The sequence below is a fragment of the Vibrio sp. RC586 genome, assembly GCF_000176715.1.
Classification (GTDB): Bacteria; Pseudomonadota; Gammaproteobacteria; order Enterobacterales; family Vibrionaceae; genus Vibrio.
In genome coordinates this window covers 482,316-505,770 of record NZ_ADBD01000007.1, presented here as the reverse complement: position 1 = coordinate 505,770, position 23,455 = coordinate 482,316, and the positions used below count along the sequence as shown (strand labels likewise).

The following is a 23,455-nucleotide window of genomic DNA, read 5'->3' as shown; positions in this document are numbered from 1 at the left end:
ACGACCAATCGCCTTGGGTTAAGTGGCGTGCCCAGTTGCTTATAATGCCTAAAAGATGAGAATTTGGGGGCAAGATGGGCAAGCTAATTAAAGGCAAATGGCACGATGTTTGGTACGACACCAAACAACATGATGGCGAATTTATACGCGAAGATGCAGGGTTTCGTGACTGGGTGAAAGCGACGCCTGATGCGCAATTTGCTGCGGAATCTGGCCGTTATCATCTCTATGTCTCTTTGGCGTGTCCGTGGGCACATCGCACCTTGATTTTTCGTGCTCTCAAAGGGCTGCAAACGCATATTGATGTGACGATTGTCTGTCCGGATATGCTCTCACATGGTTGGCAGTTTGGCATTCCAGAGCCGCTGTATGGCTACACTCAACTACATCAACTCTATACCCATGCTAAAGCCGATTACACGGGACGAGTCACAGTGCCTGTATTGTGGGATAAAAAGCTGCACACTATCGTCAGTAATGAATCTTCGGAAATCATTCGTATGTTCAACAGTGCGTTCAATGAGCTAACGGGTAATGAAACCGATTATTACCCCAAAGCTTTGCGAACGGTAATCGATGAATGGAATGATTTTATTTATCCAAACATCAACAATGGGGTATATCGTTGTGGTTTCGCGACCACGCAAAAAGCCTATGAAGAAGCCTTTGACGCGCTGTTTGCGGCGCTGGATAAAGTTGACCAGCATCTCGCGACACACCGCTATTTAGCCGGAAACCAAATTACCGAAGCCGACTGGCGTTTATTCACAACCTTGATTCGATTTGATGCAGTGTATGTCGGGCATTTCAAATGTAACCGCCAACGAATTGCAGACTATCTACATCTTAGTGGCTACTTATGCGAGTTGTACCAAATGGACGGTATTCAAGAAACCGTCGATTTTTACCATATCAAGCGGCATTACTATTTTAGTCACACTATGATGAATCCGACTCAGATTGTCCCTGTTGGGCCACAGCTTAATTTACTTAGGATGCATGGGCGGGAAAGTATTTAATTTCTCTTCATAATTAAAGAGTTCAGAAACTCAAGATGAATGAGTGATGCCATTTGCCATTTTAATCTCACTGGCATCACTCATTAAATTATTTTATATCGATAATGTTTTGATGAAGCTTGTTTGATAAATCATGTTCATGCTCAATAAAATGGCGAAATTCATTGATGAATACTTTTATTTTTTGTGTGATATGTTCTCGTGATCGAAGAATAATGTTCATGCTGCCTCGTTTGAAGTGGTAGTGTGGAAATAACTCAATAAGATCATTGTTTTCAATAAAATCCAATGCTTGGAATTCGGGAAGTTGTATTATTCCCACTCCACTTTTTGCTAAATTCTTCGCTATGTCTATAGAATCTGTTGTAATGTTTCCAGTGATGGGTATGGTCTTTTCTTCACCAAGAGGGGTAATATATTGCCAAGATTTTTCATTACCAGGATGGTTAATATTGGCAATGCAGTTGTGTTTATCCAAACAGGTAGGCGTTTCAGGAATGCCGTATTTATTTAAATATTCAGGTGAAGCATAGCAACGAAAATAAAAGTCTAAGATTTTTATTGCAACCAGAGAGTCATCCTCTGGCATAATAGGCGATATCAATAAGTCACAGTCATCAATGAATAGTAATTGTTTTGGTGTTTTAGTGACAAGTTCTATTTTTATTCTTGGGTTTTTCTCAAGAAATAGCTTAACGAAACTGTCGCTGATCCACCTTGCCATTGGGTGAAGTAAACCTATTTTAATATTTCCTTCTATATGATTTTTTTGCTGGTTAATATTCTCTAATCCTTCATTCCATTGTTGTAGTATATTTCTCGCAACGTGAATGAAGTTCTCGCCCTGTGGGGTTAGTGATAATTCTCTATTTCCTCTGTGGATGATTTTAAAATTAATATCATCTTCTAAAGATTTTATTTTTCGACTTAGAGTAGGTTGACTGATGTCCAAAGCTTTAGCTGCAGCGATAAAGCTTTTGTTATCAACTACGGCAATTAAAATTCTCAATAAATCCAAATTCATAACATATCACCAACAAGCTAAGCTTAAGTGGAAACATTTTATTTGAATTGGATCCCACTATGCATTTTGTGAAAGAGGGTATTGTCATCTAGTCGTCTGATAAAAAGGCACCCTTTCGAATATCATCTTATGGTAATGGAAATTAATAAAAGTACAAGAGATGAAAATTAAAGCAGTAGTAACCTTTTTAGCGGTCACCGCAATAGCTCCAACGTATGCCCAATTAACTGAAATAAGGCCAGATTTCTATGGTTCAATCCAAGGCCTAGTCAGTTGGGAAGATAATCAAGATAAGCAAACGCGCATTCAGGAAGCGATCCTTGGGTTACAGGGATTTATTCCATCAGAACATGTTCGCGTACGCTATAAGTTGGCTGCTGAATATTCAGATAACAATCCGAATTTAAAAGAAAATAATGAAATTATAATCAGTGAATCAAATGTTTTGTTAATGTCCCAATCATTTGGTGCATTGTATATAGGTAATGGCACCACAGGTGCATGGCAAGATCTGTACAGTAAAGTTGATATTTTCGATAGCAATAATATCAGCCGTGCGGGTGGCAATGGTACTTTATTTCGCCAAGATAAATATGGGAAAAACATTGTTGCGTACGCCTCTCCCGTGTTTCATAACTTTTCACTCAAAGTAGCAGCAATGTCACCCAAAGCGGAAAATGGCTCAGACGTTGACGTATTGGGGCTTCGTGCTTTGTATAACACGTCTAATTTTAGCCTAGTTTTCAACCGAGCTGAAATGGATCAGAAGTTTATGCCTTCTGGTTATACCCGTTGGGCTCTTTCTTCTGGCTACCGCTTTAACGATGCTTATTTTGGGGCTTTGGTTGAGTATAACGAAAAGGATCCCCAAGGGGATAGTTGGGTTTATGCACTCTCAGGTCAATACCAACATCATAGTGTGAAATATCGTTTAGGGGTGCAAGCCAAACAATATGATGCTCATGTGATGAAAGAGGATGAAACGCTTCTTCTCGCCAATATTTCTTATGCTCTCCATCCCAATGCTTCTCTGTATGGAGAAGTCGCCGAATATTTTGAAGATTCTTCTAACGACAAAATCAGCTTAGGTCTGATTGCTCATTTTTAAGGAGCTCGCATGCGTAAATGGTTATTTCTTATTTCATCCTTATTTTCGATTGGGGCACATGCCGGATTAACGGTTTCGGAGTGTGTAATTCGTGAACCTGTACCTGGTAAAGAGGCAACTGCCCTTTATTTGAACATTCATTTTGAAAATACCGATCAATTTGAAAGCTTATGTCTACCGGCTGATGAGGAAGTGCTTGGTGCTTCGATTCCAGCGTTGTCTGATGTGGTTGAAGTGCACATGACGGAAATGGTTGATGGTGTGATGACGATGCGTCGGGTGCCGAAGATCAAAATTATAGAGGGTAAGAATGAGCTTAAACCTGGCGGTCCACACATCATGCTGAAAAATCTCAAAATACAGCCAAAGGTGGGGGATGTTTATCCCGTCACTATCTGGATGACGTATACCGATGATTTACGTTGTGACGCTGTCGTGAAAACTAGTGCGGAGATTGCTCGTGCACAGGAGAGTGCACTGTGAAAAATCTGTTGAAAGAAGTACGAAATGTAAAGCGCATGGTTTTGTTAGTGCTTTTGGGGAGTGGTATCGGGTTAGGTATGCTTTCTGCCTTGCCTGCAACGGAAGTGTTGCATGCCTTGAGTACCAATGAATTTTGCGCATCTTGCCATACGATGCAACCGATGGCGGAGACGTTCTCGCGCTCAATCCATGGTGGGAACAATACCCAAGGTTTTGTGGCGGAGTGTGTGGATTGTCATCTTCCTAAATCGAATGTCGTTGAAGAGTTGTATGTGAAAGGTACATCTGGCATGCGTCATTTGTGGGGGGAGTACATCTTAGGTATGGAAAATTTGGATTATCAAGCACTGCATGAGAAACGTACCGAGTATGTGTTTGATTCGGGTTGTGAAAGTTGCCATAAGCAGATTGAACCAAGAGCGATCGCAGCAACGGAAGATTCCCCAATTTCAGATCAAACCCATCAATTAGCTTTTTCTCGCAAAGAGACAGATGCCAATTTCCAGTGTTCTTCATGTCATTACGACATCGCCCATCCTGGTTTAAAACGAGACATGCGATTACGTGAAGAGCGCTTACTGGAATCGCTTGCGGCTATGTCAGAAGGAGACCCATCATGAGATTAAAATACTGGGCGTTTACCTTGTTCTCGCTCACCCCCGTTACCTCTGCCATTGCTGCGCAAGATATTAATAATGGCTATGAAGACTACACAATAAATCGTACTTTCGAAGAACTGACTCCGAAAGATAAAGCAGTGGCAAACCGCATTATCTATGGTTGTTACATGGGCTGCCATCGTCCAGCGAAAGAGGAAGTCCCTGAAACCTTAAGTCCTAAGCTGGAAGGTTTTGACCCACAGTATTTTTATAACCAGTGGGTTGATATGGACAATGAAAGACATGCTGGTATTTCATCGCAGATGAAAGAAATCGTATACCAAAATACGCCGGAGCAGATGGCCACTGTTGCTGTGGTGTTGAGTGAACGAACCATGGCGTACAACCCTGATCCACAAGTTCTGAGCAGTGATGTGTTTGCTCGCGGAAAAGAAAAATACGACACGACATGTAAAATGTGTCATGGGGAACAAGGTGCAAGTACAAATCCAGCTTATCCACCACTGAAAGGGCAAATGCCAGCCTACCTTTTTGAGCAAATGAAAGCGTATCGAGATGGTGATCGTACCAATCGTCAAGCTCCGATTATGGCTCCGTTTGCTCGCATGCTTTCCGAACAGGATTATCAAGAGATCATCGCTTATGTTACTGGACAGGAATATAAAGCGGTTGAACGACGTGAGTTCATAACAGGGATTGGCATGCCACCAGTCAAAGGCTTCAAATTGCCAGAGACAGGCCAAATTCAGAACTTTAGCGATATGCCGGGTGAGGATAGTGATTACCCTCATACTCCAATGAGTTTCACCGTCAGTGAATCTGGTAAAGTTGTCCATGACAATAACACCCAGCTAATGTGGGAGCGCGAAAGTTCACGGATTTGGATGAATGCGGCAGAAGGCCAAGCGTATTGTGACAATCTTGAACTGGATGGTTACACCGATTGGCGTTATCCATTGATGAAAGAGTTGCAAAGTATTGCGGATATGGGTGAGTTTCGCCCCGCCATCAATACGGATGTTTTTTCAAACATGCCGCGAGCTAACTCTGGTATTTGGGCATTCCCGATTTCAGATCATCCAGATCATGTATGGCACGTAGGTTTTCCAGATGCACACATTATGGGGCAACATACAGCATCAACGAAATTGGTGAGATGTGTGCGCGCAGATAATGGTGCGGCCTATCACAACATGGATTTTGTCGACAATCGTGATGGAACCGTTACTGAGCGCATAACGAATCGTATGTGGCAGCAAAATATCGATTACAAGCGTCGTAATTGGCAAAACTCGATCAACTACTGTGAAAACCTGAATTATGCGGGCTACGATGATTGGCGTTTACCAAACATCAAAGAAGCGGTTTCAATTGTAAATTACAACAAAACCTCACCAGCGATTGATGAAGAGTTTTTTCCCAATACTCCAGTGAAATATTTCTTCTGGACCAGTACGTCCGATGTCGCAGGCCCTGCCATACATATGCGCCCATTGGGGCAACGTAAGAAGAATCAAACCCCTGAGATGCTCGACTTACGGAATACGGGAGATAATGAGGGTTGGGCACAAGGATATTTGATTGGTTCTGGCTTAGGTATGCAAAAAGATACTGAGTTCTATGCTCGTTGTATTCGAAACCCTTAGTTAATGAGTACCCTCAGGCTAATAACCTGAGGGTTTTTAATTTATGAAATTATTTTTATTTTTGATTGGCTTATGCTTGTCCAGTCAGGCTTGGTCTGAACAGCGTTATGTGGACGGCGCACGTTGGGCTTTTGTTTCCGATGCCCAAAGCCACCAGCTGGCCGTGATTGATACCTTTACCAAAAAGCATATCGATACGCTGACCTTGGGAGCGGTTCCAAGCTCATTGGTTGTCTCGGATATTCAAGACTTGTTGGTGTACATCGATGGTAAAACACCCTCTCTGTTTCTTTACGACTTATCTGAGAAGCAACATAGCCAAATGGCGCTCAGCTTTGTACCTGACCAACTGGCTTTTCATCCTGATGGTGCTCAGTTAGCCGTTGGTGGTCGAGATAAACTGATCTTTGTGATGCCATTGACGAAAAAAATGGTTGGTAGCTTCGCTAAGATTTCTAGTCCATTTAGCCTCAATTTTGATAGTGGTGGATATAACCTGTACATCACGGAGCAAAATACAGGCAATACTTTTATCTACCGTTTTCACGACGGTCAGCAAACTCAACTCCAATTTGCGAAGGGAACGGCGGTATCAGAGATCACTCTCTCACCGGACTCACGCCTAGGTATGGTTGCACAGTACGAGGATAATACCGTCTATATCCAAGATTTATTTATGGGTGAACCATTTAGCGCTATTACCTTATCAGCCAAGCCACAACGACCATACGTGAGTTCTGACAGTGAGCATATTATTCTTGCAGCAGACAATGGTGAAGGTGTGGTGGTTAATGCTTGGAGTGGGGAGAAGGTACGTGACATTCACTTTGGCCAAAACCCGAGTGCATTACGTTCAGGGTGGCTTGAAAGTATCGGTATTGTGGCGGCTCAAGATAGGCTAACTTTGTTTGATATTCAAAGCCAGAAATCAGAACAGCAAGTTGCTCTGAAAGCCCCTCTTCTAGAAGTCGTGGTGGTCTCTGATTCCAAAACCCTGTTTGCAACACAGCAAAACACCCCAACCCTTTTTGTGTATGACATACGTACCGCTCAGGCTTTAGCTCCAATTGAAACAGGCTTAAAGCAGCCATTGTACATGGTCATGGGAATAACCAACACGATTTGTCATTGAGAACTAAAACATGCGTAAAATATTTTTTCTTATGGGTTTGTGGATAGTACTCTTTCCAGTATTCGCCCAAGCTGGTTTACGGTTTGAACTTCAACACGCCACATTAGGTACGGTCACGGAGAAAAGTTGGTCTGAGCAATATCTTCTGATCGGGATCGGTTATACCTCATGCCCAGATATTTGCCCGACAACGGTAATCGATATGACCGCTGCTCTTAGCAAACTGGGTGATAAGGGAAATAAAATCACCCCACTATTTATCTCTATTGATCCGCATCGAGACACTGCGGAATACATGGATACCTATGTAAAATTTTTTAGCCCAAACATGCTAGGTTTGGTCGGGAATGATCAACAAACGCAGCAGGTTGTCAAATCTTTACGTGGCACTTATGGCTACACGTTAGACGGCAAACCGGTATACCCTCCATTACCCGAACAGTATGAAGTATTTCACTCTGCTTATGTTTACCTGTATAGCCCAGATCGTAAATTGCTAGATGTGTATGGGTATGGCATGGGCAGTACCAAAATGGCAGAAGAGATAGCGAGAAATATTCGATGAACATCAACATGGGTTTGAGGGTGACTTTAAGCCTTTTATGTTTATTAACGTATCCATACCTAGCCAACGCGGAAACAAGTTCCTGCCCATTACCCAATGAGTTCAGACAAATCCCAGTACGAGATATTCCAGCTGAGTGGGTAAACGATTCCCCGTATCGAGTCGTGTTCGTTAACTTTTGGGGAGTGTGGTGTGGTCCTTGTTTAAAAGAATTGCCATTACTGGATGAGCTGGCCAAAAGAGCAAACCAGTATCAAGTGCAAACACTTCATGTCGGAGATAATCCAAAGGCAATTCAAACATTATTTAACGCGCTGTCGATAACGCACTTATCCCAAGCCACATGGCCAGATTTTGAAGCACTAAGAGATGTGGGTTTTGTGGGGTTACCCGCGAGTTTGGTGATTGTAGGCGGACAAGCGCTTTTCCAAAGTGAAGGTTACTTGACTAGCACAGTGGAGGAATTTGAAACTTGGTTGAACTGTTTAGGGGAAGAGAGTGAAAGTCCAATTTCTATTGATGGCTAGTATGATGAGTGTTTCTCACTTGGTGCTGGCGAATGATGAGATTGCTAAAGGGGAAGCCTTATATCGAAACCCTGGGCGAGGTGGGTGCATTCAATGTCATGGTGAGCAGGGGAATGTGCCAGTAATTTCCTTATACCCCAAGATTGGTGGTCAGAGTGAGACATATCTCTATAACCAAATGATGGATTACAAAAATGGTCTACGTAAGAATGGCCTTTATGTACCAATGGAAACTGCTAGCAAGGCGCTTACTGAAGTGGAGATAAAAGCCATTGTTCGCTATCTTGCCCAAGTCAAATAACCCGCAACAAAAAAGCCCCCAATTATCAGGGGGCTTTGTATTTTAGCTGATGAGTCAGTTTGACTTATTTCTGTTCTTGACCTGCTTGGATAGCAGTCAGTGCGATGGTGTAGACGATATCGTCAACCAATGCGCCACGAGACAGATCGTTAACAGGCTTACGCATACCTTGCAGCATAGGACCGATAGACACCAGATCCGCTGAACGTTGTACCGCTTTGTAAGTGGTGTTACCGGTGTTCAGATCTGGGAATACGAATACGGTTGCTTTACCGGCTACTGGCGAGTTAGGCGCTTTTGAAGCCGCTACATTTTCCATGATCGCTGCGTCGTATTGTAGAGGACCGTCAATGATCAGATCAGGACGTTTCTCTTTGGCAATGCGGGTTGCTTCACGTACTTTATCAACATCAGCACCTTGACCAGAAGTACCGGTCGAGTAAGAGATCATCGCTACGCGAGGCTCAATACCGAAGGCCGCTGCAGAATCGGCTGACTGGATAGCAATCTCAGCCAGTTGTTCTGCGTTTGGATCTGGGTTGATCGCACAGTCACCGTATACCAGTACCTGATCAGGCAGCAGCATAAAGAAGATTGACGAAACCAGAGACGCATTTGGCGCAGTCTTGATGATTTGTAGTGGTGGACGAATGGTGTTCGCTGTGGTGTGAACCGCACCCGAAACCAGACCGTCAACTTCGTTACGCTCAAGCATCATAGTGCCTAGAACAACGGTATCTTCCAGTTGTTCACGCGCCACCACTTCAGTCATGCCTTTGCTCTTACGCAGTTCAACCAAACGCGCTACGTATTGCTCTTGTGCCACTTTTGGATCGATGATTTCGATGCCAGAACCCAGCTCAACGCCTTGCTGTGCAGCAACACGTTTGATCTCTTCTGGGTTACCCAGTAGCACACATTGTGCAATGCCGCGCTCAGCACAGATGGCAGCCGCTTTCACTGTACGTGGCTCATCACCTTCTGGCAGTACGATACGCTTGTTCGCGCTACGAGCCAGTTCAGTCAGTTGGTAACGGAACGCAGGTGGGCTCAGACGACGAGATGCTTGTGCACCTTCAGTCAGAGAGTCTACCCATGGGCCATCAATATGGCTTGCTACGTGCTCGCTGATGAATTCGATACGCTCTTTGTCGTCTGCTGGTACTTCAAGGCTGAAGCTTTGCAGATTCAGCGAAGTTTGCCAGGTGTTGCCTTGAGCTTTGAAAATTGGCAGACCAGTATCAAAGGCAGGCTTACACAGATTAACGATTTCATGCGGAATGTCGTAACCGCCAGTCAGCAGTACCGCACCGATTTCCACACCGTTCATCGCAGCCAGTGCCGCAGCAACAATCACATCAGGACGGTCTGCTGACGTTACCAACAGTGAACCTGGTTTGAAGTGCTCAATCATGTGTGGGATAGAACGTGCACAGAAAGTGATGCTCTTGATACGACGAGTATTGATATCGCCTTGGTTGACCACTTCAGCTTTCAGGTGCTTCGCCATATCGATAGCACGAGTGGCAATTAGGTCGATGCTCCATGGCACGCAACCCAGTACACGGATCGGGCTAGTGTTGAAGATTTGCATTACTTCAAGGTTAGCTTGCTTCGCGCTGTCCGCATCATCAAAGATTTCAGACAAGTCAGGGCGAGTACGGCCAGCTTCATCAACTGGTGCATTCAGCTTGTTGATGATAACGCCAGAAATGCTCTTGTTTTTGGTACCACCAAAGTTAGAGCACGCAACTTCAATACGCTCTTTCAGTTGCGTTGGGTTATCAGTGCCCGGAGTGGCAACGAACACAATTTCTGCGCCTAGCGTGTTCGCGATTTCCGCGTTTACTTGGTTAGCAAAAGGGTGTTTACGCGTTGGAACCAGACCTTCGATCAGAGTCACTTCTGCATTTTTGTTGATTTGGTTGTAACGCTCAACCACAGTTTCCAGCAGAACGTCCATTTTCTCGCTACCAATCAACGCTTCTGCAGCAGACATGCTCATCGGCTCGCCGATCTTGATGTCGCTGTTGCGGCTCATGACAGTAGAAGTCAGGTCAGGTTGGTCATTGCCAGTACGTGGCTGTGCAATAGGCTTATAGAAAGAAACGCTAACCCCTTTACGCTCCATTGAACGCAGGAGACCCATGCTCACGCTAGTCAGACCGACGCCAGCGCTGATTGGGATAAGCATAATAGTACGGGACATTGGTAAAGTACCTCAACACTATTGATACCAATCTAAGGTGCTTAGATTGAAAGTGACAAAGCTCAAGCGCAGATTAGGCTTACGCTGAGCCCCTAAATGACACTGGCTAACCTGAGTTAGCCAGTGTAAGTCGAATTAGATGTTAGTCAGACGAGCGGTATCTTCTGCAATCACTAACTCTTCGTTAGTCGCGATAACCATCGCTGGGATACGGCTGTCAGCAGTAGTGATCACACCTTCACCGCCGAAACGCGCTTTCAGGTTTGCTTCGCTGTCAACAGTGATACCGAAGATTGCCAGACGGTTCAGAACCATTTCACGGATAGGTGCAGAGTTTTCACCGATACCACCAGTGAAAGTGATCGCATCCAGACGGCCGTCCATACTTGCAGTGTAGCCAGCAACGTATTTCGCCAGACGGTGACAGAACACGTCCATTGCGCGAGTTGCTTCTTCTTTTTGACCGTAGTTGTCTTCCACGAAACGGCAGTCAGAAGTCACTTCAGTCAGACCCAGCAGACCTGATTCTTTGGTCAGCATGGTGTTGATTTTCTCAACTGAGTAACCTAGCGTGTCGTGCAGGTGGAAAATGATCGCAGGATCGATATCACCACAACGAGTACCCATCACCAGACCTTCCAGTGGAGTCAGGCCCATAGATGTATCAACTGATTGACCATTTTTGATCGCACAAACCGAAGCACCGTTGCCTAGGTGGCAGTTGATGATGTTCAGTTCGTTTGCTGGTTTGCCCAGACGCTCAGCTGCTTCACGTGCGATGAACAGGTGAGAAGTACCGTGCATACCGTAACGACGGATGCTGTGCTCTTTGTACAGTTTGTATGGCAGAGCGTACAGGTACGCTTCTTCAGGCATAGTTTGGTGGAACGCAGTATCGAACACGGCTACGTTTTGCAGTTCTGGGAATGCTTTTTGCGCTGCTTTGATACCGATGATGTGCGCTGGGTTGTGCAGTGGAGCTAGAGTTGCACAATCTTCGATACCTTTCAGTACTGCTTCGTCGATCAGTGCTGATTGAGTGAACTGTTCGCCACCGTGTACTACGCGGTGACCGATAGCTTTCAGTTGAGCTGCCAGTTCTGGCTTAGAAGCAAGAATAGTTTCAACGATGAAAGACAGAGCTTCATCGTGTGCTGCGCCTTCGCCCAGTTGAGCTTCGTGCTTGCCGTCCAATTTCCACTTGATACGAGCTTCAGGAAGGTGTAAACATTCAGCAAGACCTGAAAGATGTTGTTCACCGCTTTGAGCGTCAACAACTGCAAACTTAAGTGAAGAACTACCGCAGTTTAAAACTAAAACCAGCTTAGACATGTGTGACTACCTGTAATAATCGGTTAGGATAAAATCAGTACCAAGAATAGATGACGCCTTGATGTACGGCACTAATCTCGGTCAATAAAACGTCAATTTCCGTATCGTGGAGACGTGACAAAGTCAGTATAAATCGTCGATGCAATCCGTGCAGGAATCGTCCCAACGTTGCCTAAATTGTAAATAAGGGCAACAATGAGATTGAGAGTCCGCAGAGCATAGCGATAATAGACAAATATAACAAAAAAAATTTGAATCAATATTAGCTTTTGTCAAATTTTTGCGTCTTTTGTTGAATCATTCAACTATATTTTAGTGGGTTGAGCAAAGAGCAGCGAGGAAGTGGATATGAATAATAAAGTCGGCATCGTGCATAGCCTAAAAGATGGCCAAAAGTACATGGATATTTGGCCGATGCGCAAAGAGCTAAATCCGCTGTTTCCTGAACAACGGGTGATTAAGGCCACTCGCTTTGCGATTAAAGTCATGCCTGCGGTTGCGGCGATCAGCGTATTGACGCAAATGGTGTTTACCAACACACAAGCCATGCCTCAAGCGATTGTGGTTGCTTTGTTTGCCATGAGTCTACCATTGCAAGGTATTTGGTGGCTGGGCAACCGAGCCAATACCCAATTGCCTCCCGCGCTAGCTGGTTGGTACCGTGAACTCTATATGAAGGTTGTCGAGACCGGTTTCGCTCTCGAACCGATCAAAAGCAAACCACGATATAAAGAGCTGGCTCATGTACTGAATCGCGCGTTTCGTCAGTTGGATGATACTGCGTTAGAGCGCTGGTTTTAATTCTTCCGCCTAGAGGGTTTGCCCCGTCAGTCAGTTGTGGCCAACGGATATCGGATAGTCGGCCACGGAAATATACGGAAACATACAGTAGACCAAGGCAACTTAGCTCTGTAGTTCAAGATAACTTAGCGCTGAGTGTGGCGACTGCGGGACGTTCTTTCTTTATGAGCAGAAGCCGCTTTCGCCTGAGATTTCAAAATAGAGTCTACCGTTAATTGCATCGGTTCTTTCGGCTGTAGGCCATGAGGGAAAGTTCTTGCGCGTGGCGGGAGAGTAAACTCTTCACTGGAAGCGCGAGGCATGCGTTTAAAGCGATAGAGATAAAAATTTTCTAGTTTTTCTCGTGCCCACTCGGTCTTGTTTAAATATTTAACACTGCTGGCAATCGAAGGCTTGGTATGAAAGCAGTTAAAGCGCATTGCTGTATCTAAAATATCCCAGCCATAAAAATCCACCAGCTCTTGTAGCAAGGTTTCTAACTTAAGGCCGTGTAGTGGATTGTTCTTTTGTAGTTCGATTCTTTCTTGATCGGTCATCATTATTATCGGCTCCTAAGGGTAAATAGAGTAGGTATACCAAGATTTGGCAGATATGAGCCATGTACTTGTTGATCCCTGCGCGGCGGCGCATTCTAGCAGAGTTGATCTTACATCCCTATGGTTATCTGTTATGGGGTCACCTTAATCATAGCGTTTATCTGGGTTCATGAGAGTGAACTTGCCTACCATCCTCTGTCGTTCTACGTCGTTTGAGAAGAGAGATAGTTAACTTCACTTCCATTTTCGACATTGACCAAATTCTGAGCTTTTTTCTGTTATCTAACTGTTAAATCCTACTTCCCTTTGCCTAAAGTTACTGGTAATAATGTTGTCAGTGACACCCTAAGTGTCCAATAACAACTATTAAAGCTACATCCACACACAACATCATAAAAACTATGCTTTATATCAAGGAGTTAAGATGAGAGCAGGCAAAGTTATTGCTACCGCCGTTCTAGCCGGAGCTGCACTACTGTCTTCCCAGAGTATCATGGCCAAAACAGCCAAAGTCGCGGTATCACAAATTGTGGAACACCCCGCTTTAGATGCGACACGTCAAGGGCTACTCGATGGATTGAAAGCCAAAGGCTATGAAGAGGGCAAAAATCTAGAGTTTGATTACAAAACCGCGCAAGGCAACCCTGCCATTGCGGTCCAAATTGCCCGTCAATTTGTCGGTGAAAACCCAGATGTCTTAGTCGGTATTGCGACACCTACCGCCCAAGCACTGGTTTCTGCCACAAAAACCATTCCTATTGTGTTTACCGCAGTGACTGACCCTGTTGGGGCTAAGTTGGTGAAGCAACTTGAACAACCGGGCAAAAACGTGACGGGTTTGTCAGATTTGTCTCCGGTTGAGCAACATGTTGAACTGATTAAAGAAATCCTACCCAACGTCAAATCGATTGGCGTGGTGTACAACCCAGGTGAAGCTAATGCGGTCAGTTTAATGGAGTTGCTCAAACTCTCGGCTGCAAAGCATGGTATTAAGCTGGTCGAAGCAACTGCGCTGAAAAGTGCTGATGTTCAATCCGCTACCCAAGCGATTGCAGAAAAGTCCGATGTGATTTATGCCCTGATCGACAACACAGTTGCCAGTGCAATCGAAGGTATGATTGTGGCGGCTAACCAAGCCAAAACCCCAGTCTTTGGTGCAGCGACGTCTTATGTAGAACGTGGCGCAATTGCCAGCCTAGGGTTTGACTATTACCAAATCGGAGTGCAAACCGCTGACTACGTGGCGGCTATTTTAGAAGGTAAAGAGCCGGGTTCGCTTGATGTTCAAGTGGCAAAAGGTTCGGATCTTGTGATCAACAAAACCGCCGCAGAACAGTTAGGCATCACCATTCCTGAAGCCGTACTTGCGCGTGCAACCAGTACCAAATAAGTAAGCTCTATCCAAATGACGAGGGGTAACGCTTGGCGCGCTAGCCCCTCGTCGGAAGCGTATATTCCAAGGAGTTGGGGTATTTCAACTTCTGTAAGCAGAAAGGAGTATGTATGTCTGCTTTTGCCTTTTTTGGCGCTTTGGAGCTTGGCTTGTTGTATGGCTTAGTAGCTTTGGGCGTGTATTTAACTTTCCGAGTGCTGGATTTCCCTGATTTGAGCGTCGACGGCAGTTTCCCAATGGGCGCTGCGGTGGCGGCTACTGCGATTGTGGCAGGAATTAATCCATGGGTGGCGACAGGATTAGCCATTCTTGCTGGCGCCGCTACCGGTTGGGTCACGGCTTTTCTGAGTGTGCGATGTGGTATCTTGCATCTCTTGGCCTCGATTTTGACCATGATTGCTGCGTTTTCCATCAACATCCGCATTATGGGACGTCCTAATCTGGCCTTATTGGGTGAAGACACCATTTTGACCCCGTTTGAAGCCTTGGGTGATCCCGTCTTAATTCGTCCTCTCGTTGTCGCAGTATTGGTCGTGATTTCTGCGCTATTGGTTATTCGACTGCTCAACAGCGATTTCGGTTTAGGATTGCGAGCCACAGGCGTCAACGCTCGTATGGTGGCAGCCCAAGGGGCAAGCACCGCGTTTTACACGTATTTCTGTTTGGCTCTGTCTAATGGTTTTGTCGGTTTTGCAGGGGCTCTATTTGCGCAAACCAACAGTTTTGCGGATGTCACTTCTGGCGTTGGTACGATTGTGGTGGGGCTTGCTGCGGTTATTTTAGGACAAACCCTGATCCCCGGTCGCAAGATCTGGGTCGCTGTCGTGGCGGTCATTGTTGGCTCTGTACTGTACCGTTTAGCGGTTGCCTTCGCACTCAGTTCAGGCATGTTTGGCTTACAAGCGTCCGATCTTAACTTGGTGACTGCCGTGTTAGTGGCTTTGGCTTTGATCATGCCGAAGATTAAAAGGAATTTAAAATCAAAAAAGCGTAACGCACCTGCTCAGAAGCCCGAAGTCTCTCAGCAGGGAAGCGTGTCAGGAGAAGCAGTATGATCCGTTTACAAGATATTCAGGTGACGTTTAACCCTGGCACGATTTTGGAGAATCGCGCGTTACGCGGTGTATCGTTAGAGGTGCCTGAGCATCAATTTTTAACCGTGATCGGCTCGAATGGTGCCGGTAAGTCAACCTTGCTCGGCGCAGTAACGGGAGAGACTCCGATCGTCGGTGGCCGAGTATTGATTGATGAAATTGATGTAACTAAACAGAGTGTCGATCAACGCGCTAACCTTTGTGCGCGAGTGTTTCAAGATCCGTTAGCTGGAACCTGTGGAGCCCTCACCATCGAAGAGAATATGGCGCTCGCTTATATGCGCGGTAAAAAACGTGGTTGGAGCTTGGCGCTCTCAAACCAGCGCCGGAAGTTGTTCCAAGAACGCATCAGCATCCTCGGTTTGGGGTTAGAAGATCGTCTCGGTGACAATATTGGTTTGCTCTCAGGTGGTCAGCGTCAGGCGGTGAGTTTAGTGATGGCGACACTGTCAGAAAGCAAGCTCTTGCTCTTAGATGAACACACGGCGGCACTCGATCCTCGTATGGCGGCATTCATTATCGATCTCACGAAAAAAATCGTTAAAGAGTTCAATTTAACCGTGATGATGGTGACCCACTCGATGAAAGATGCTCTGGCTTGTGGTGATCGCACCGTCATGCTGCATCAAGGTCAGATTGTCTTGGATGTCACAGGGGAACAGCGCGCGAATATGGGCGTTCCGGAGCTACTTGAGATGTTTTCTAAAGTGCGTGGAGAAGAGTTGGCAGACGATAGTTTGCTACTGAGTTAAGTGCCTGTTTGAATAGAAAACGGTGAGGAAAAAGAGACGGATGATGAACAAGCGCTAACACTGTTTTGTGTTTTTTTGGCATAATCGCCGCAACGCAATTTCCCTACTCATCATAAGCGTTATCGGTTTATGGTGGGTTTTTCATTTCTAGAGGTTAGCAGGCAATTATGAATCAGCGCATGAGTTTAACTTGGATTATCTGTGCGCCATTGTTTGTTGTTTTTGTGCTAATCGCTTCATTCTTTCAGCAATATCTGGAAGAGCTGAACCAAAAAATTGATGATTCCTACGCGAGTATCCAGAGGCAACTCGATCGTGCAGAAAAAGTAGTGACAGCATTGGATTATACTTTCATGCATAATCAACCTCCTGCAGAGAATGTATTGTTCAGACATTCGGCTCGTGTTGTCGATAATGTTTGCCAAATCAAACCGATAGATGGACTGGTTCTTGCTCAAGGGCCTAGTTCTAATTTTGCCGTCCCCAAATTAAATTTGAGTTATATGTTGATCGGAGACGCCTCTTTATGCGATTCCAAACCAAGTCATGATCCCAGTTTACAAATCAAACTCTCTATGGCACCTATGCTCTCGTTTTTGCATGACATGGATGAATATATTTATGGTGTGCATTATGTGGATACCAGCGGTTATATCATTTCATCGCCGGATACCATCAGCGAAAAGGTAACCTACCAGCAAATTAAAGACTTTATCAGCGAGAGTCCTTTGTGGAACCATGCGATTGCTGCCCCTAATATGATTGCCGTTGATGGGCCTTATCGCTCAGTGACCAGAATTCAACATGAGTGGTTATTAACACTGATACTGCCCGTTTACCGTGACGCGGAGTATCAAGGGCTCGTTGCGGTGGATATTGGCATAAGTGAGCTATTAAAGCGAATGCCACATTTAGCATCAGGATTTGGAATTATCGATCTTGAAGAGAGGCCACTCCCCTCTAAAGCTTATCGCCCTTATCCATTAGCAAGTCATTATGCGGATTATCACCAGATAATATTTTATCAACTGGATATCAAAGCTGAGCTATTGAGTTTCTTGCAGCATAAAAAAGGTAACTTATTGGTTGCTGCTTTAATCTACTTATTCTTTACTGGCATACTGATTTACCTCAACACACGTTGGGAACGTAAACATTTCGAAGAATTAGCAGCACGTGATCCGATGACGGGTTTACTCAATCGACGTGGTATGGAAAGCTTTCTGAAAGGCAAACGCCACAGTCAATATTTAGCCATTGCCGTGTTGGATATCGATGACTTCAAACAGATCAATGATGCTTATGGTCATGATATGGGTGATAGAGTGATCTGCTACATTGGTGAGCAGATTGAAAACCATATTCGCAGCTCAGATGCCGTAGCACGCTTTGGAGGCGAAGAGTTTGTGGTTTATGTCACAGCAAAAGAAAAAGAGCAGATCACGAGAATTATGCAGCGCATTTTTGATGCGGTTTGCCGCGAGTCCCCTTTAATACTAGAGCCAGGTTTTACCGTCTCCGGTGGGATAGAGGTGGTTGAAAGTACAACCGATCGCAGTTTTGAAGATTTGTTTAAAGCCGCTGATGAAAAGTTGTATGTGGCGAAAACCAGCGGCAAAAATCAGTTGGTTTACTAATCAGTTGATTTACTGATTCGTTGTTTTACTCATTAGACAGGGTAGCTCGGCCGCAGCATGATGGAGTTGATCGCGATAGCGATGTAACTGATCAACGATCGGCTCGACTTGAGTCAACGTACGTAACTCACCAAACAGCTCATTAGCCTGAGGGTAGGCGTGGCGCAGATAAGCAAACCACTGCTTAATACGGTTTGGGTAGTATTTGCCTTTGTCACCACGCACTTCAAATTGCGTGTAGCGCAGCAACAAATCTACCACTTCATGCCAAGGCATGGCGGCGTGATTGTGTTTGACCACATTGCCTAAATTCGGCACGTTGAGCGCGCCGCGGCACACCATGAGTGAATCGACACCTGTGGTCTGTATACAAGCCTGACCATCGGCGTAATTCCACACTTCACCATTAGCAATCAATGGAATACTGCATTTTTGGCGGATCTGGTCAATGTAATGCCATTTGATTTCGCTGGCCTTGTAGCCTCCGGCTTTGGTGCGCGCGTGCACAGTGAGCTCATCGGCTTTAGCTTGCGCAACGGCATCGACAATCTCAAAACAATCTTCCGGATCTTCCCAACCTAAGCGGATTTTCGCCGAAACAGGAATGTGCGCCGGTACTGCGTCACGACACGCTTTGACTACCTGATAAATTAGCTCGGGATGCTGCAAAAGAGCCGCGCCGCCTTTGCTTTGATTGACCATTTTGGCAGGGCAACCGAAATTAAGATCGATGCCATAAGCCCCAAGCTCAGCAGCGCGGATCGCGTTTTCGGCCATCCAGTGTGGGTCTTGGCCAAGCAGTTGTACTTTTACCGGAACACCGGACGGAGTTTTAGATCCGTGCCGTAATTCAGGACAGAGGCGATAAAACACATGATCAGGCAAGAGCAGATTCACTACACGCACAAATTCGGTGACGCAGAAGTCGTAGTCATTGATTTGTGTCAGCATGTCACGCATCAAATGATCTAACACGCCCTCCATCGGGCCTAAAATAACTCGCATAGTGATGAATACCGGCTAGCGCTGAGAAAAGGGAGCGAGATTGTAGTAGTAGCACTGATAAATGTCACCCATCGTTTGCGATTCAAGTTCGGCGAGACGACCTGCCACTTCGGGCGCTTTGAGTATATAATGCGGCGCAACTTTCCTTGTATTAAGCGTTTTCTATGAATTATTCCCTGATCGATCTCAGCGCGATTGAATGCCCTGAGTCGGATCTGTTTATTGAAGGTGTGGTGCTCGCCGCTAACTTGGTGACTCGTCCGCTCGATCCTGAGCAGTGGCTCCCCGAGCTGTTTGTCGAGCAACATCAAGCGTTATTACGACCAGTGACCGAGCAAATTCATCTCCAATACCAGCAGCTTAAAGGCAATGGGTACGATTTGTTGGCGCTGCTGGCTGAGCATGCACTGTCGCGTGAGCAAGGTTTGGCAGATTTTGCGGAAGGCTTTATGCAGTTATGGCCACAAGTAGAACCTATGTGGCAGCAGGGTGCATTTGCAGATGGTTCGATTCGTATGCTGCAAGCATTATTGACCACCTTGATGTTGGCGATTGATGAAGCGCAAACCCAAGCGCAAATGCGCGAAGCAGGCTATGAACAAGTCCCTGCGCTCGCCGATTTGATCGAGCAACTGAATTTAATGGTGCACGAAGTCGCGCTTGCGGCGGATGAAGCCATGCTCGGCGCTAAAGCACAAAGTGTGAATCCGTTTAAAGGCATTGGCCGCAATGATGCTTGCCCTTGCGACAGCGGTAAAAAATTTAAACAGTGTTGTGGGCAATAGTTTATTACACATCACTGACACGTTAGAGAAGGCAAACGCTTAGGCTTTTGCTTTATTATCTTCCTCATCGCTAAATTGCTTGGAGCAGAGTCAGCATGAACAAATGGTTAGCCCTGTTATTTTGTAGTTTCTCGGCCATTGCCGCCCCTAAAGATACCTTAAGTGAGCGTTTAGCCATGAGTGAAGGCTTCAGCGCGACCTTTAATCAGCAAGTATTAAGCCCAGAGGGCAAAGTGATCCTGACCGGAAATGGCAAGGTGGATATTGCTCGTCCGAGCCTATTTCGTTGGGAAACCGAAACGCCGGATGAAAACTTACTGGTCTCTGACGGTACAACCTTATGGCATTTCGACCCTTTCGTGGAGCAGGTCACCTTGTACCGCGCCGAAGAAGCTTTAGAGCAGACGCCTTTTGTGCTGCTGACTCGTAATAAAGCCAGCGATTGGGATGCCTATCATGTGGAAGAAAAGGGTGATGTATTTACTCTGACGCCTACTGCGCTGGATTCAAACCAAGGCCGTTTCCAAATCACCATCAGTGAGAAAGGGGTGGTACAAGGTTTTAAAGTGATTGAGCAAGATGGTCAGCAGAGCGAATTTACCTTTAGTAAGGTGAAACAGCAGAAACCCAACGCTAGCGTATTTAACTACAAAGTGCCGAAAGGCGTGGAAGTTGACGATCAGCGTAACTAAATCAGCACCAAGGAAGCGAGTCGAGTGAGTAATTACAGCTTAGATTTTTCCGGCGACGAAGATTTTCGTCCGTTAGCTGCTCGTATGCGTCCACAAACCGTGGAGCAGTATATTGGTCAGCAACACATCTTAGGGCCGGGAAAACCGCTGCGCCGTGCATTAGAAGCGGGGCATATTCACTCGATGATTCTTTGGGGACCTCCGGGCACCGGAAAAACCACTTTAGCCGAAGTGGCAGCCAACTACGCGAATGCGGAAGTGGAACGTGTATCGGCAGTGACGTCCGGAGTCAAAGAGATCCGTGCCGCGATCGAAAAAGCGCGTGAGAACAAACTCAGTGGCCGCCGCACCATTTTGTTTGTCGACGAAGTCCATCGCTTTAATAAATCGCAGCAAGATGCGTTTTTGCCGCATATTGAAGACGGTACGGTCACTTTTATTGGCGCAACCACGGAAAACCCTTCTTTTGAGCTTAATAACGCGCTGCTTTCCCGCGCGCGGGTTTATAAGCTCACCTCACTCAATCAACAAGAAATTCTGCAAGCTCTGCATCAAGCGATTGCCGATACTGAACGCGGGCTTGGCAAAGTGGCGGCGGTATTTGCTGATAACGTGTTGGATCGCCTAGCAGAGCTGGTCAGTGGCGATGCGCGCATGTCGCTCAATTATCTTGAGCTGCTGTACGACATGGCTCGCGAAGATGATCAGGGACGCAAGCAGATTGATCTGCCTTTATTGGCTGAAGTCGCTGGTGAAAAAGTGTCGCGCTTTGATAACAAGGGCGATATTTGGTATGACCTGATTTCCGCTGTACACAAGTCGATTCGAGGTTCCGATCCCGATGCGGCTCTGTATTGGGCGGCTCGGATGATTTCCGCAGGCTGTGACCCTTTGTATATCGCGCGCCGTCTGCTCGCGATTGCCTCTGAAGATGTTGGTAATGCTGACCCACGGGGCATGCAAGTGGCACTCGCAGCGTGGGATTGCTTTATCCGTGTGGGGCCTGCAGAAGGCGAGCGCGCGATTGCTCAAGCGATTGTCTACCTCGCCTGCGCACCGAAAAGCAATGCGGTGTACACCGCGTGGAAACAAGCGCTGTCGGATGCGCATAATCTGCCTGAGTTTGAAGTACCGCCGCATCTGCGTAATGCCCCAACGCGATTGATGAAAGATCTCGGTTATGGTGAGGAATACCGTTACGCCCATGATGAACCGGGCGCTTATGCTGCAGGGGAGTGCTATTTCCCACCAGAAATGAGTGGAACTCGCTACTATCAGCCTACTCAACGCGGGCTAGAAACTAAGATTGCTGAAAAGTTAGCGTATCTGGCGGATTTGAACGCAAAAAGCCCACAAAAGCGCTATGAAAAGTAGTGCCTTTTGGTTATCTTTGGCAGGGTAAATTTCAATACGCGTGGCTTTGGCTAAAAAGGAAGCACACGCGCTTTCTCGCAACTCTTAAAGCATAGGATTAGCAATGCTGGATTCTAAATTACTTCGTACTGAGCTGGACGAAACAGCTGCAAAATTGGCACGTCGCGGTTTTAAACTCGACGTGGAGACTATCCGTACTCTTGAAGAACAACGTAAGTCCATTCAAGTAGAAGTTGAGAATTTACAATCCACGCGTAACTCCATCTCCAAGCAAATCGGTCAACTGATGGCGTCTGGCGACAAAGCGGGCGCAGAAGCGGTTAAGCAACAAATCGGCACCTTGGGTGACGATCTGGATGCGAAAAAAGTTGAACTGGATGCTGTTATGGCGCAATTGGATGCGATCACCCAAACCGTGCCTAACATTCCAGACGATGCAGTGCCAAACGGTAAAGACGACAGCGAAAACGTAGAAGTTTCTCGTTGGGGAACACCAAAAACTTATGATTTTGAAGTAAAAGATCATGTGGATTTGGGCGAAATGGGCGACGGTCTGGATTTCGCTAGCGCAACCAAGATCACGGGTGCGCGTTTTGTGGTGATGAAAGGTCAATTTGCTCGTTTGCACCGTGCTATCGCACAGTTCATGTTGGATCTGCACACCGATCAACACGGTTACACTGAGCTGTATGTACCTTACCTAGTGAACGCGGAAACGCTGTTCGGTACAGGTCAATTACCAAAATTCGGTCAAGATCTATTCCACACTGAGCCTCTGACTGAGAAAGCCAGTGATGAAGAGCCACGCCGTCTATCACTGATCCCAACCGCAGAAGTGCCAGTGACCAACTTAGTGCGTGACACCATTTTGGATGAAGCTGAGCTGCCTCTGAAAATGACCGCACACACGCCTTGTTTCCGTTCTGAAGCAGGGTCTTACGGTCGTGATACTCGTGGTCTGATCCGTATGCACCAGTTTGATAAAGTGGAACTGGTACAAATCACTCGCCCTGAAGATTCCATGGCGGCATTGGAAGAGCTGACTGGTCACGCAGAAAAAGTTCTGCAACTGCTGGATCTGCCTTACCGCAAAGTGATTCTGTGTACGGGCGACATGGGCTTTGGCTCGTGCAAAACTTACGACTTGGAAGTTTGGGTTCCAGCGCAGAAGACGTACCGTGAAATCTCTTCTTGTTCAAACATGTGGGATTTCCAAGCGCGTCGTATGCAAGCGCGTTTCCGCCGCAAAGGTGAGAAGAAACCTGAGTTGGTGCACACGCTGAACGGCTCTGGTCTGGCGGTGGGTCGTACTATGGTCGCGATTTTGGAAAACTACCAAGAAGCCGATGGCCGCATTGCGATTCCTGCGGTACTACAAAAGTACATGGGCGGTTTAACCCATATCGGTTAATCCCGTTTT

General features: G+C 46.1%; 23 protein-coding genes. 18 read left to right on the top strand and 5 right to left on the bottom strand.

Annotated features, from left to right (window positions below; translation table 11 throughout):
- Window positions 1-74: 74 nt before the first annotated feature.
- The gene (locus VOA_RS11860) at window positions 75-1,019 is read left to right on the top strand and encodes a glutathione S-transferase family protein (RefSeq protein ID WP_000517146.1); all 945 of its coding nucleotides are present in this window, start codon (window positions 75-77) and stop codon (window positions 1,017-1,019) included.
- An 88-nt stretch (window positions 1,020-1,107) separates the two neighbouring features.
- Here VOA_RS11860 and VOA_RS11865 read toward each other — a convergent pair whose 3' ends face one another.
- Entirely contained in the window at window positions 1,108-2,043 is a 936-nt protein-coding gene (locus VOA_RS11865) for a LysR family transcriptional regulator (RefSeq protein ID WP_001046969.1), read from the bottom strand.
- A gap of 160 nt (window positions 2,044-2,203) precedes the next feature.
- On the opposite strand from VOA_RS11865, the gene VOA_RS11870 reads away from it, so the two are divergent.
- The 8 genes from VOA_RS11870 to VOA_RS11900 are packed head-to-tail and all read left to right on the top strand — an operon-like array spanning window position 2,204 to window position 8,425.
- Complete coding sequence (locus VOA_RS11870) at window positions 2,204-3,151, top strand: porin (RefSeq protein WP_000692773.1); 948 nt, start codon at window positions 2,204-2,206, stop codon at window positions 3,149-3,151.
- A 9-nt stretch (window positions 3,152-3,160) separates the two neighbouring features.
- Window positions 3,161-3,634, top strand: a complete 474-nt coding sequence (locus VOA_RS11875) for a copper chaperone PCu(A)C (protein ID WP_001233627.1) — start codon at window positions 3,161-3,163, stop codon at window positions 3,632-3,634.
- Window positions 3,631-4,254 carry a cytochrome c3 family protein gene (locus tag VOA_RS11880; protein ID WP_000793358.1) on the top strand — a complete coding sequence of 208 codons (624 nt, stop codon included), beginning with the start codon at window positions 3,631-3,633 and terminating at the stop codon, window positions 4,252-4,254. Before VOA_RS11875 ends, VOA_RS11880 begins: the two co-directional genes overlap by 4 nt.
- The gene (locus VOA_RS11885) at window positions 4,251-5,900 is read left to right on the top strand and encodes an Lcl domain-containing protein (protein ID WP_009355841.1); all 1,650 of its coding nucleotides are present in this window, start codon (window positions 4,251-4,253) and stop codon (window positions 5,898-5,900) included. Before VOA_RS11880 ends, VOA_RS11885 begins: the two co-directional genes overlap by 4 nt.
- 43 nt (window positions 5,901-5,943) lie before the next feature.
- On the top strand, window positions 5,944-7,032 hold the full coding sequence (locus VOA_RS11890; RefSeq protein WP_000765281.1) for a WD40 repeat domain-containing protein: 1,089 nt from the start codon (window positions 5,944-5,946) through the stop codon (window positions 7,030-7,032).
- Window positions 7,033-7,042: 10 nt separating this feature from the next.
- Window positions 7,043-7,597, top strand: a complete 555-nt coding sequence (locus VOA_RS0117510) for an SCO family protein (protein WP_001225805.1) — start codon at window positions 7,043-7,045, stop codon at window positions 7,595-7,597.
- Window positions 7,594-8,124 (top strand): TlpA family protein disulfide reductase, encoded by a 531-nt coding sequence (locus VOA_RS11895; protein ID WP_001024695.1) that lies wholly within the window; start codon window positions 7,594-7,596, stop codon window positions 8,122-8,124. The genes VOA_RS0117510 and VOA_RS11895 overlap by 4 nt, the downstream gene beginning before the upstream one ends.
- Window positions 8,096-8,425: a c-type cytochrome gene (locus VOA_RS11900; protein ID WP_232202777.1), complete on the top strand. Its 330-nt coding sequence runs from the start codon at window positions 8,096-8,098 to the stop codon at window positions 8,423-8,425. Before VOA_RS11895 ends, VOA_RS11900 begins: the two co-directional genes overlap by 29 nt.
- A 64-nt stretch (window positions 8,426-8,489) precedes the next feature.
- Here VOA_RS11900 and pta read toward each other — a convergent pair whose 3' ends face one another.
- Entirely contained in the window at window positions 8,490-10,634 is a 2,145-nt protein-coding gene (gene pta, locus VOA_RS11905) for a phosphate acetyltransferase (protein ID WP_000091716.1), read from the bottom strand.
- Window positions 10,635-10,769: 135 nt separating this feature from the next.
- A complete protein-coding gene (locus tag VOA_RS11910; protein WP_000041139.1) occupies window positions 10,770-11,966 on the bottom strand; it encodes an acetate kinase in 1,197 nt (398 codons plus the stop codon).
- A 348-nt stretch (window positions 11,967-12,314) separates the two neighbouring features.
- On the opposite strand from VOA_RS11910, the gene yfbV reads away from it, so the two are divergent.
- Entirely contained in the window at window positions 12,315-12,767 is a 453-nt protein-coding gene (gene yfbV / locus VOA_RS11915; protein ID WP_001060894.1) for a terminus macrodomain insulation protein YfbV, read from the top strand.
- Between the two features lie 125 nt (window positions 12,768-12,892).
- On the opposite strand, the gene VOA_RS11920 is transcribed toward yfbV, so the two are convergent.
- A complete protein-coding gene (locus tag VOA_RS11920) occupies window positions 12,893-13,303 on the bottom strand; it encodes a VF530 family DNA-binding protein (RefSeq protein WP_032468211.1) in 411 nt (136 codons plus the stop codon).
- A 424-nt stretch (window positions 13,304-13,727) separates the two neighbouring features.
- Here VOA_RS11920 and VOA_RS11925 point away from each other — a divergent pair, with 424 nt between their 5' ends.
- The 4 genes from VOA_RS11925 (at window position 13,728) to VOA_RS11940 (ending at window position 18,179) form a co-directional block, all read left to right on the top strand.
- Window positions 13,728-14,693 (top strand): ABC transporter substrate-binding protein, encoded by a 966-nt coding sequence (locus tag VOA_RS11925; RefSeq protein WP_001201234.1) that lies wholly within the window; start codon window positions 13,728-13,730, stop codon window positions 14,691-14,693.
- A gap of 113 nt (window positions 14,694-14,806) precedes the next feature.
- On the top strand, window positions 14,807-15,751 hold the full coding sequence (locus VOA_RS11930; RefSeq protein WP_001272065.1) for an ABC transporter permease: 945 nt from the start codon (window positions 14,807-14,809) through the stop codon (window positions 15,749-15,751).
- Window positions 15,748-16,542 carry an ABC transporter ATP-binding protein gene (locus tag VOA_RS11935; protein WP_000620370.1) on the top strand — a complete coding sequence of 265 codons (795 nt, stop codon included), beginning with the start codon at window positions 15,748-15,750 and terminating at the stop codon, window positions 16,540-16,542. Before VOA_RS11930 ends, VOA_RS11935 begins: the two co-directional genes overlap by 4 nt.
- A gap of 167 nt (window positions 16,543-16,709) precedes the next feature.
- On the top strand, window positions 16,710-18,179 hold the full coding sequence (locus VOA_RS11940; RefSeq protein WP_009355836.1) for a sensor domain-containing diguanylate cyclase: 1,470 nt from the start codon (window positions 16,710-16,712) through the stop codon (window positions 18,177-18,179).
- Between the two features lie 9 nt (window positions 18,180-18,188).
- Here VOA_RS11940 and dusC read toward each other — a convergent pair whose 3' ends face one another.
- On the bottom strand, window positions 18,189-19,184 hold the full coding sequence (gene dusC / locus VOA_RS11945; protein ID WP_009355835.1) for a tRNA dihydrouridine(16) synthase DusC: 996 nt from the start codon (window positions 19,182-19,184) through the stop codon (window positions 18,189-18,191).
- Window positions 19,185-19,348: 164 nt separating this feature from the next.
- Between dusC and VOA_RS11950 the strand changes: the two genes are divergently transcribed.
- The 4 genes from VOA_RS11950 to serS all read left to right on the top strand — a co-directional run bounded on the left by VOA_RS11950 (window position 19,349) and on the right by serS (window position 23,446).
- The gene (locus tag VOA_RS11950; RefSeq protein WP_001109762.1) at window positions 19,349-19,969 is read left to right on the top strand and encodes a YecA/YgfB family protein; all 621 of its coding nucleotides are present in this window, start codon (window positions 19,349-19,351) and stop codon (window positions 19,967-19,969) included.
- Window positions 19,970-20,064: 95 nt separating this feature from the next.
- Window positions 20,065-20,661, top strand: coding sequence for an outer membrane lipoprotein chaperone LolA (gene lolA, locus VOA_RS11955; RefSeq protein ID WP_001045827.1), 597 nt, complete (start codon window positions 20,065-20,067; stop codon window positions 20,659-20,661).
- A 24-nt stretch (window positions 20,662-20,685) separates the two neighbouring features.
- Window positions 20,686-22,035 (top strand): replication-associated recombination protein A, encoded by a 1,350-nt coding sequence (locus VOA_RS11960; protein WP_000073978.1) that lies wholly within the window; start codon window positions 20,686-20,688, stop codon window positions 22,033-22,035.
- 103 nt (window positions 22,036-22,138) lie between these two features.
- Complete coding sequence (gene serS / locus VOA_RS11965) at window positions 22,139-23,446, top strand: serine--tRNA ligase (RefSeq protein ID WP_000887347.1); 1,308 nt, start codon at window positions 22,139-22,141, stop codon at window positions 23,444-23,446.
- Window positions 23,447-23,455 lie beyond the last annotated feature (9 nt).

Excerpts from the sequence above, each read along its gene's own strand:
- VOA_RS11870 (WP_000692773.1), top strand. The coding sequence starts at position 2,204 with ATGAAAATTAAAGCAGTAGTAACCTTTTTAGCGGTCACCGCAATAGCT.
- serS (WP_000887347.1), top strand. The coding sequence starts at position 22,139 with ATGCTGGATTCTAAATTACTTCGTACTGAGCTGGACGAAACAGCTGCA.
- VOA_RS11925 (WP_001201234.1), top strand. The coding sequence starts at position 13,728 with ATGAGAGCAGGCAAAGTTATTGCTACCGCCGTTCTAGCCGGAGCTGCA.
- VOA_RS11920 (WP_032468211.1), bottom strand. The coding sequence starts at position 13,303 with ATGACCGATCAAGAAAGAATCGAACTACAAAAGAACAATCCACTACAC.
- VOA_RS11935 (WP_000620370.1), top strand. The coding sequence starts at position 15,748 with ATGATCCGTTTACAAGATATTCAGGTGACGTTTAACCCTGGCACGATT.
- VOA_RS11930 (WP_001272065.1), top strand. The coding sequence starts at position 14,807 with ATGTCTGCTTTTGCCTTTTTTGGCGCTTTGGAGCTTGGCTTGTTGTAT.
- VOA_RS11860 (WP_000517146.1), top strand. The coding sequence starts at position 75 with ATGGGCAAGCTAATTAAAGGCAAATGGCACGATGTTTGGTACGACACC.
- VOA_RS11895 (WP_001024695.1), top strand. The coding sequence starts at position 7,594 with ATGAACATCAACATGGGTTTGAGGGTGACTTTAAGCCTTTTATGTTTA.
- dusC (WP_009355835.1), bottom strand. The coding sequence starts at position 19,184 with ATGCGAGTTATTTTAGGCCCGATGGAGGGCGTGTTAGATCATTTGATG.
- VOA_RS11865 (WP_001046969.1), bottom strand. The coding sequence starts at position 2,043 with ATGAATTTGGATTTATTGAGAATTTTAATTGCCGTAGTTGATAACAAA.
- VOA_RS11885 (WP_009355841.1), top strand. The coding sequence starts at position 4,251 with ATGAGATTAAAATACTGGGCGTTTACCTTGTTCTCGCTCACCCCCGTT.
- VOA_RS11890 (WP_000765281.1), top strand. The coding sequence starts at position 5,944 with ATGAAATTATTTTTATTTTTGATTGGCTTATGCTTGTCCAGTCAGGCT.
- yfbV (WP_001060894.1), top strand. The coding sequence starts at position 12,315 with ATGAATAATAAAGTCGGCATCGTGCATAGCCTAAAAGATGGCCAAAAG.
- VOA_RS0117510 (WP_001225805.1), top strand. The coding sequence starts at position 7,043 with ATGCGTAAAATATTTTTTCTTATGGGTTTGTGGATAGTACTCTTTCCA.
- pta (WP_000091716.1), bottom strand. The coding sequence starts at position 10,634 with ATGTCCCGTACTATTATGCTTATCCCAATCAGCGCTGGCGTCGGTCTG.
- VOA_RS11940 (WP_009355836.1), top strand. The coding sequence starts at position 16,710 with ATGAATCAGCGCATGAGTTTAACTTGGATTATCTGTGCGCCATTGTTT.
- VOA_RS11910 (WP_000041139.1), bottom strand. The coding sequence starts at position 11,966 with ATGTCTAAGCTGGTTTTAGTTTTAAACTGCGGTAGTTCTTCACTTAAG.
- VOA_RS11950 (WP_001109762.1), top strand. The coding sequence starts at position 19,349 with ATGAATTATTCCCTGATCGATCTCAGCGCGATTGAATGCCCTGAGTCG.
- VOA_RS11875 (WP_001233627.1), top strand. The coding sequence starts at position 3,161 with ATGCGTAAATGGTTATTTCTTATTTCATCCTTATTTTCGATTGGGGCA.
- lolA (WP_001045827.1), top strand. The coding sequence starts at position 20,065 with ATGAACAAATGGTTAGCCCTGTTATTTTGTAGTTTCTCGGCCATTGCC.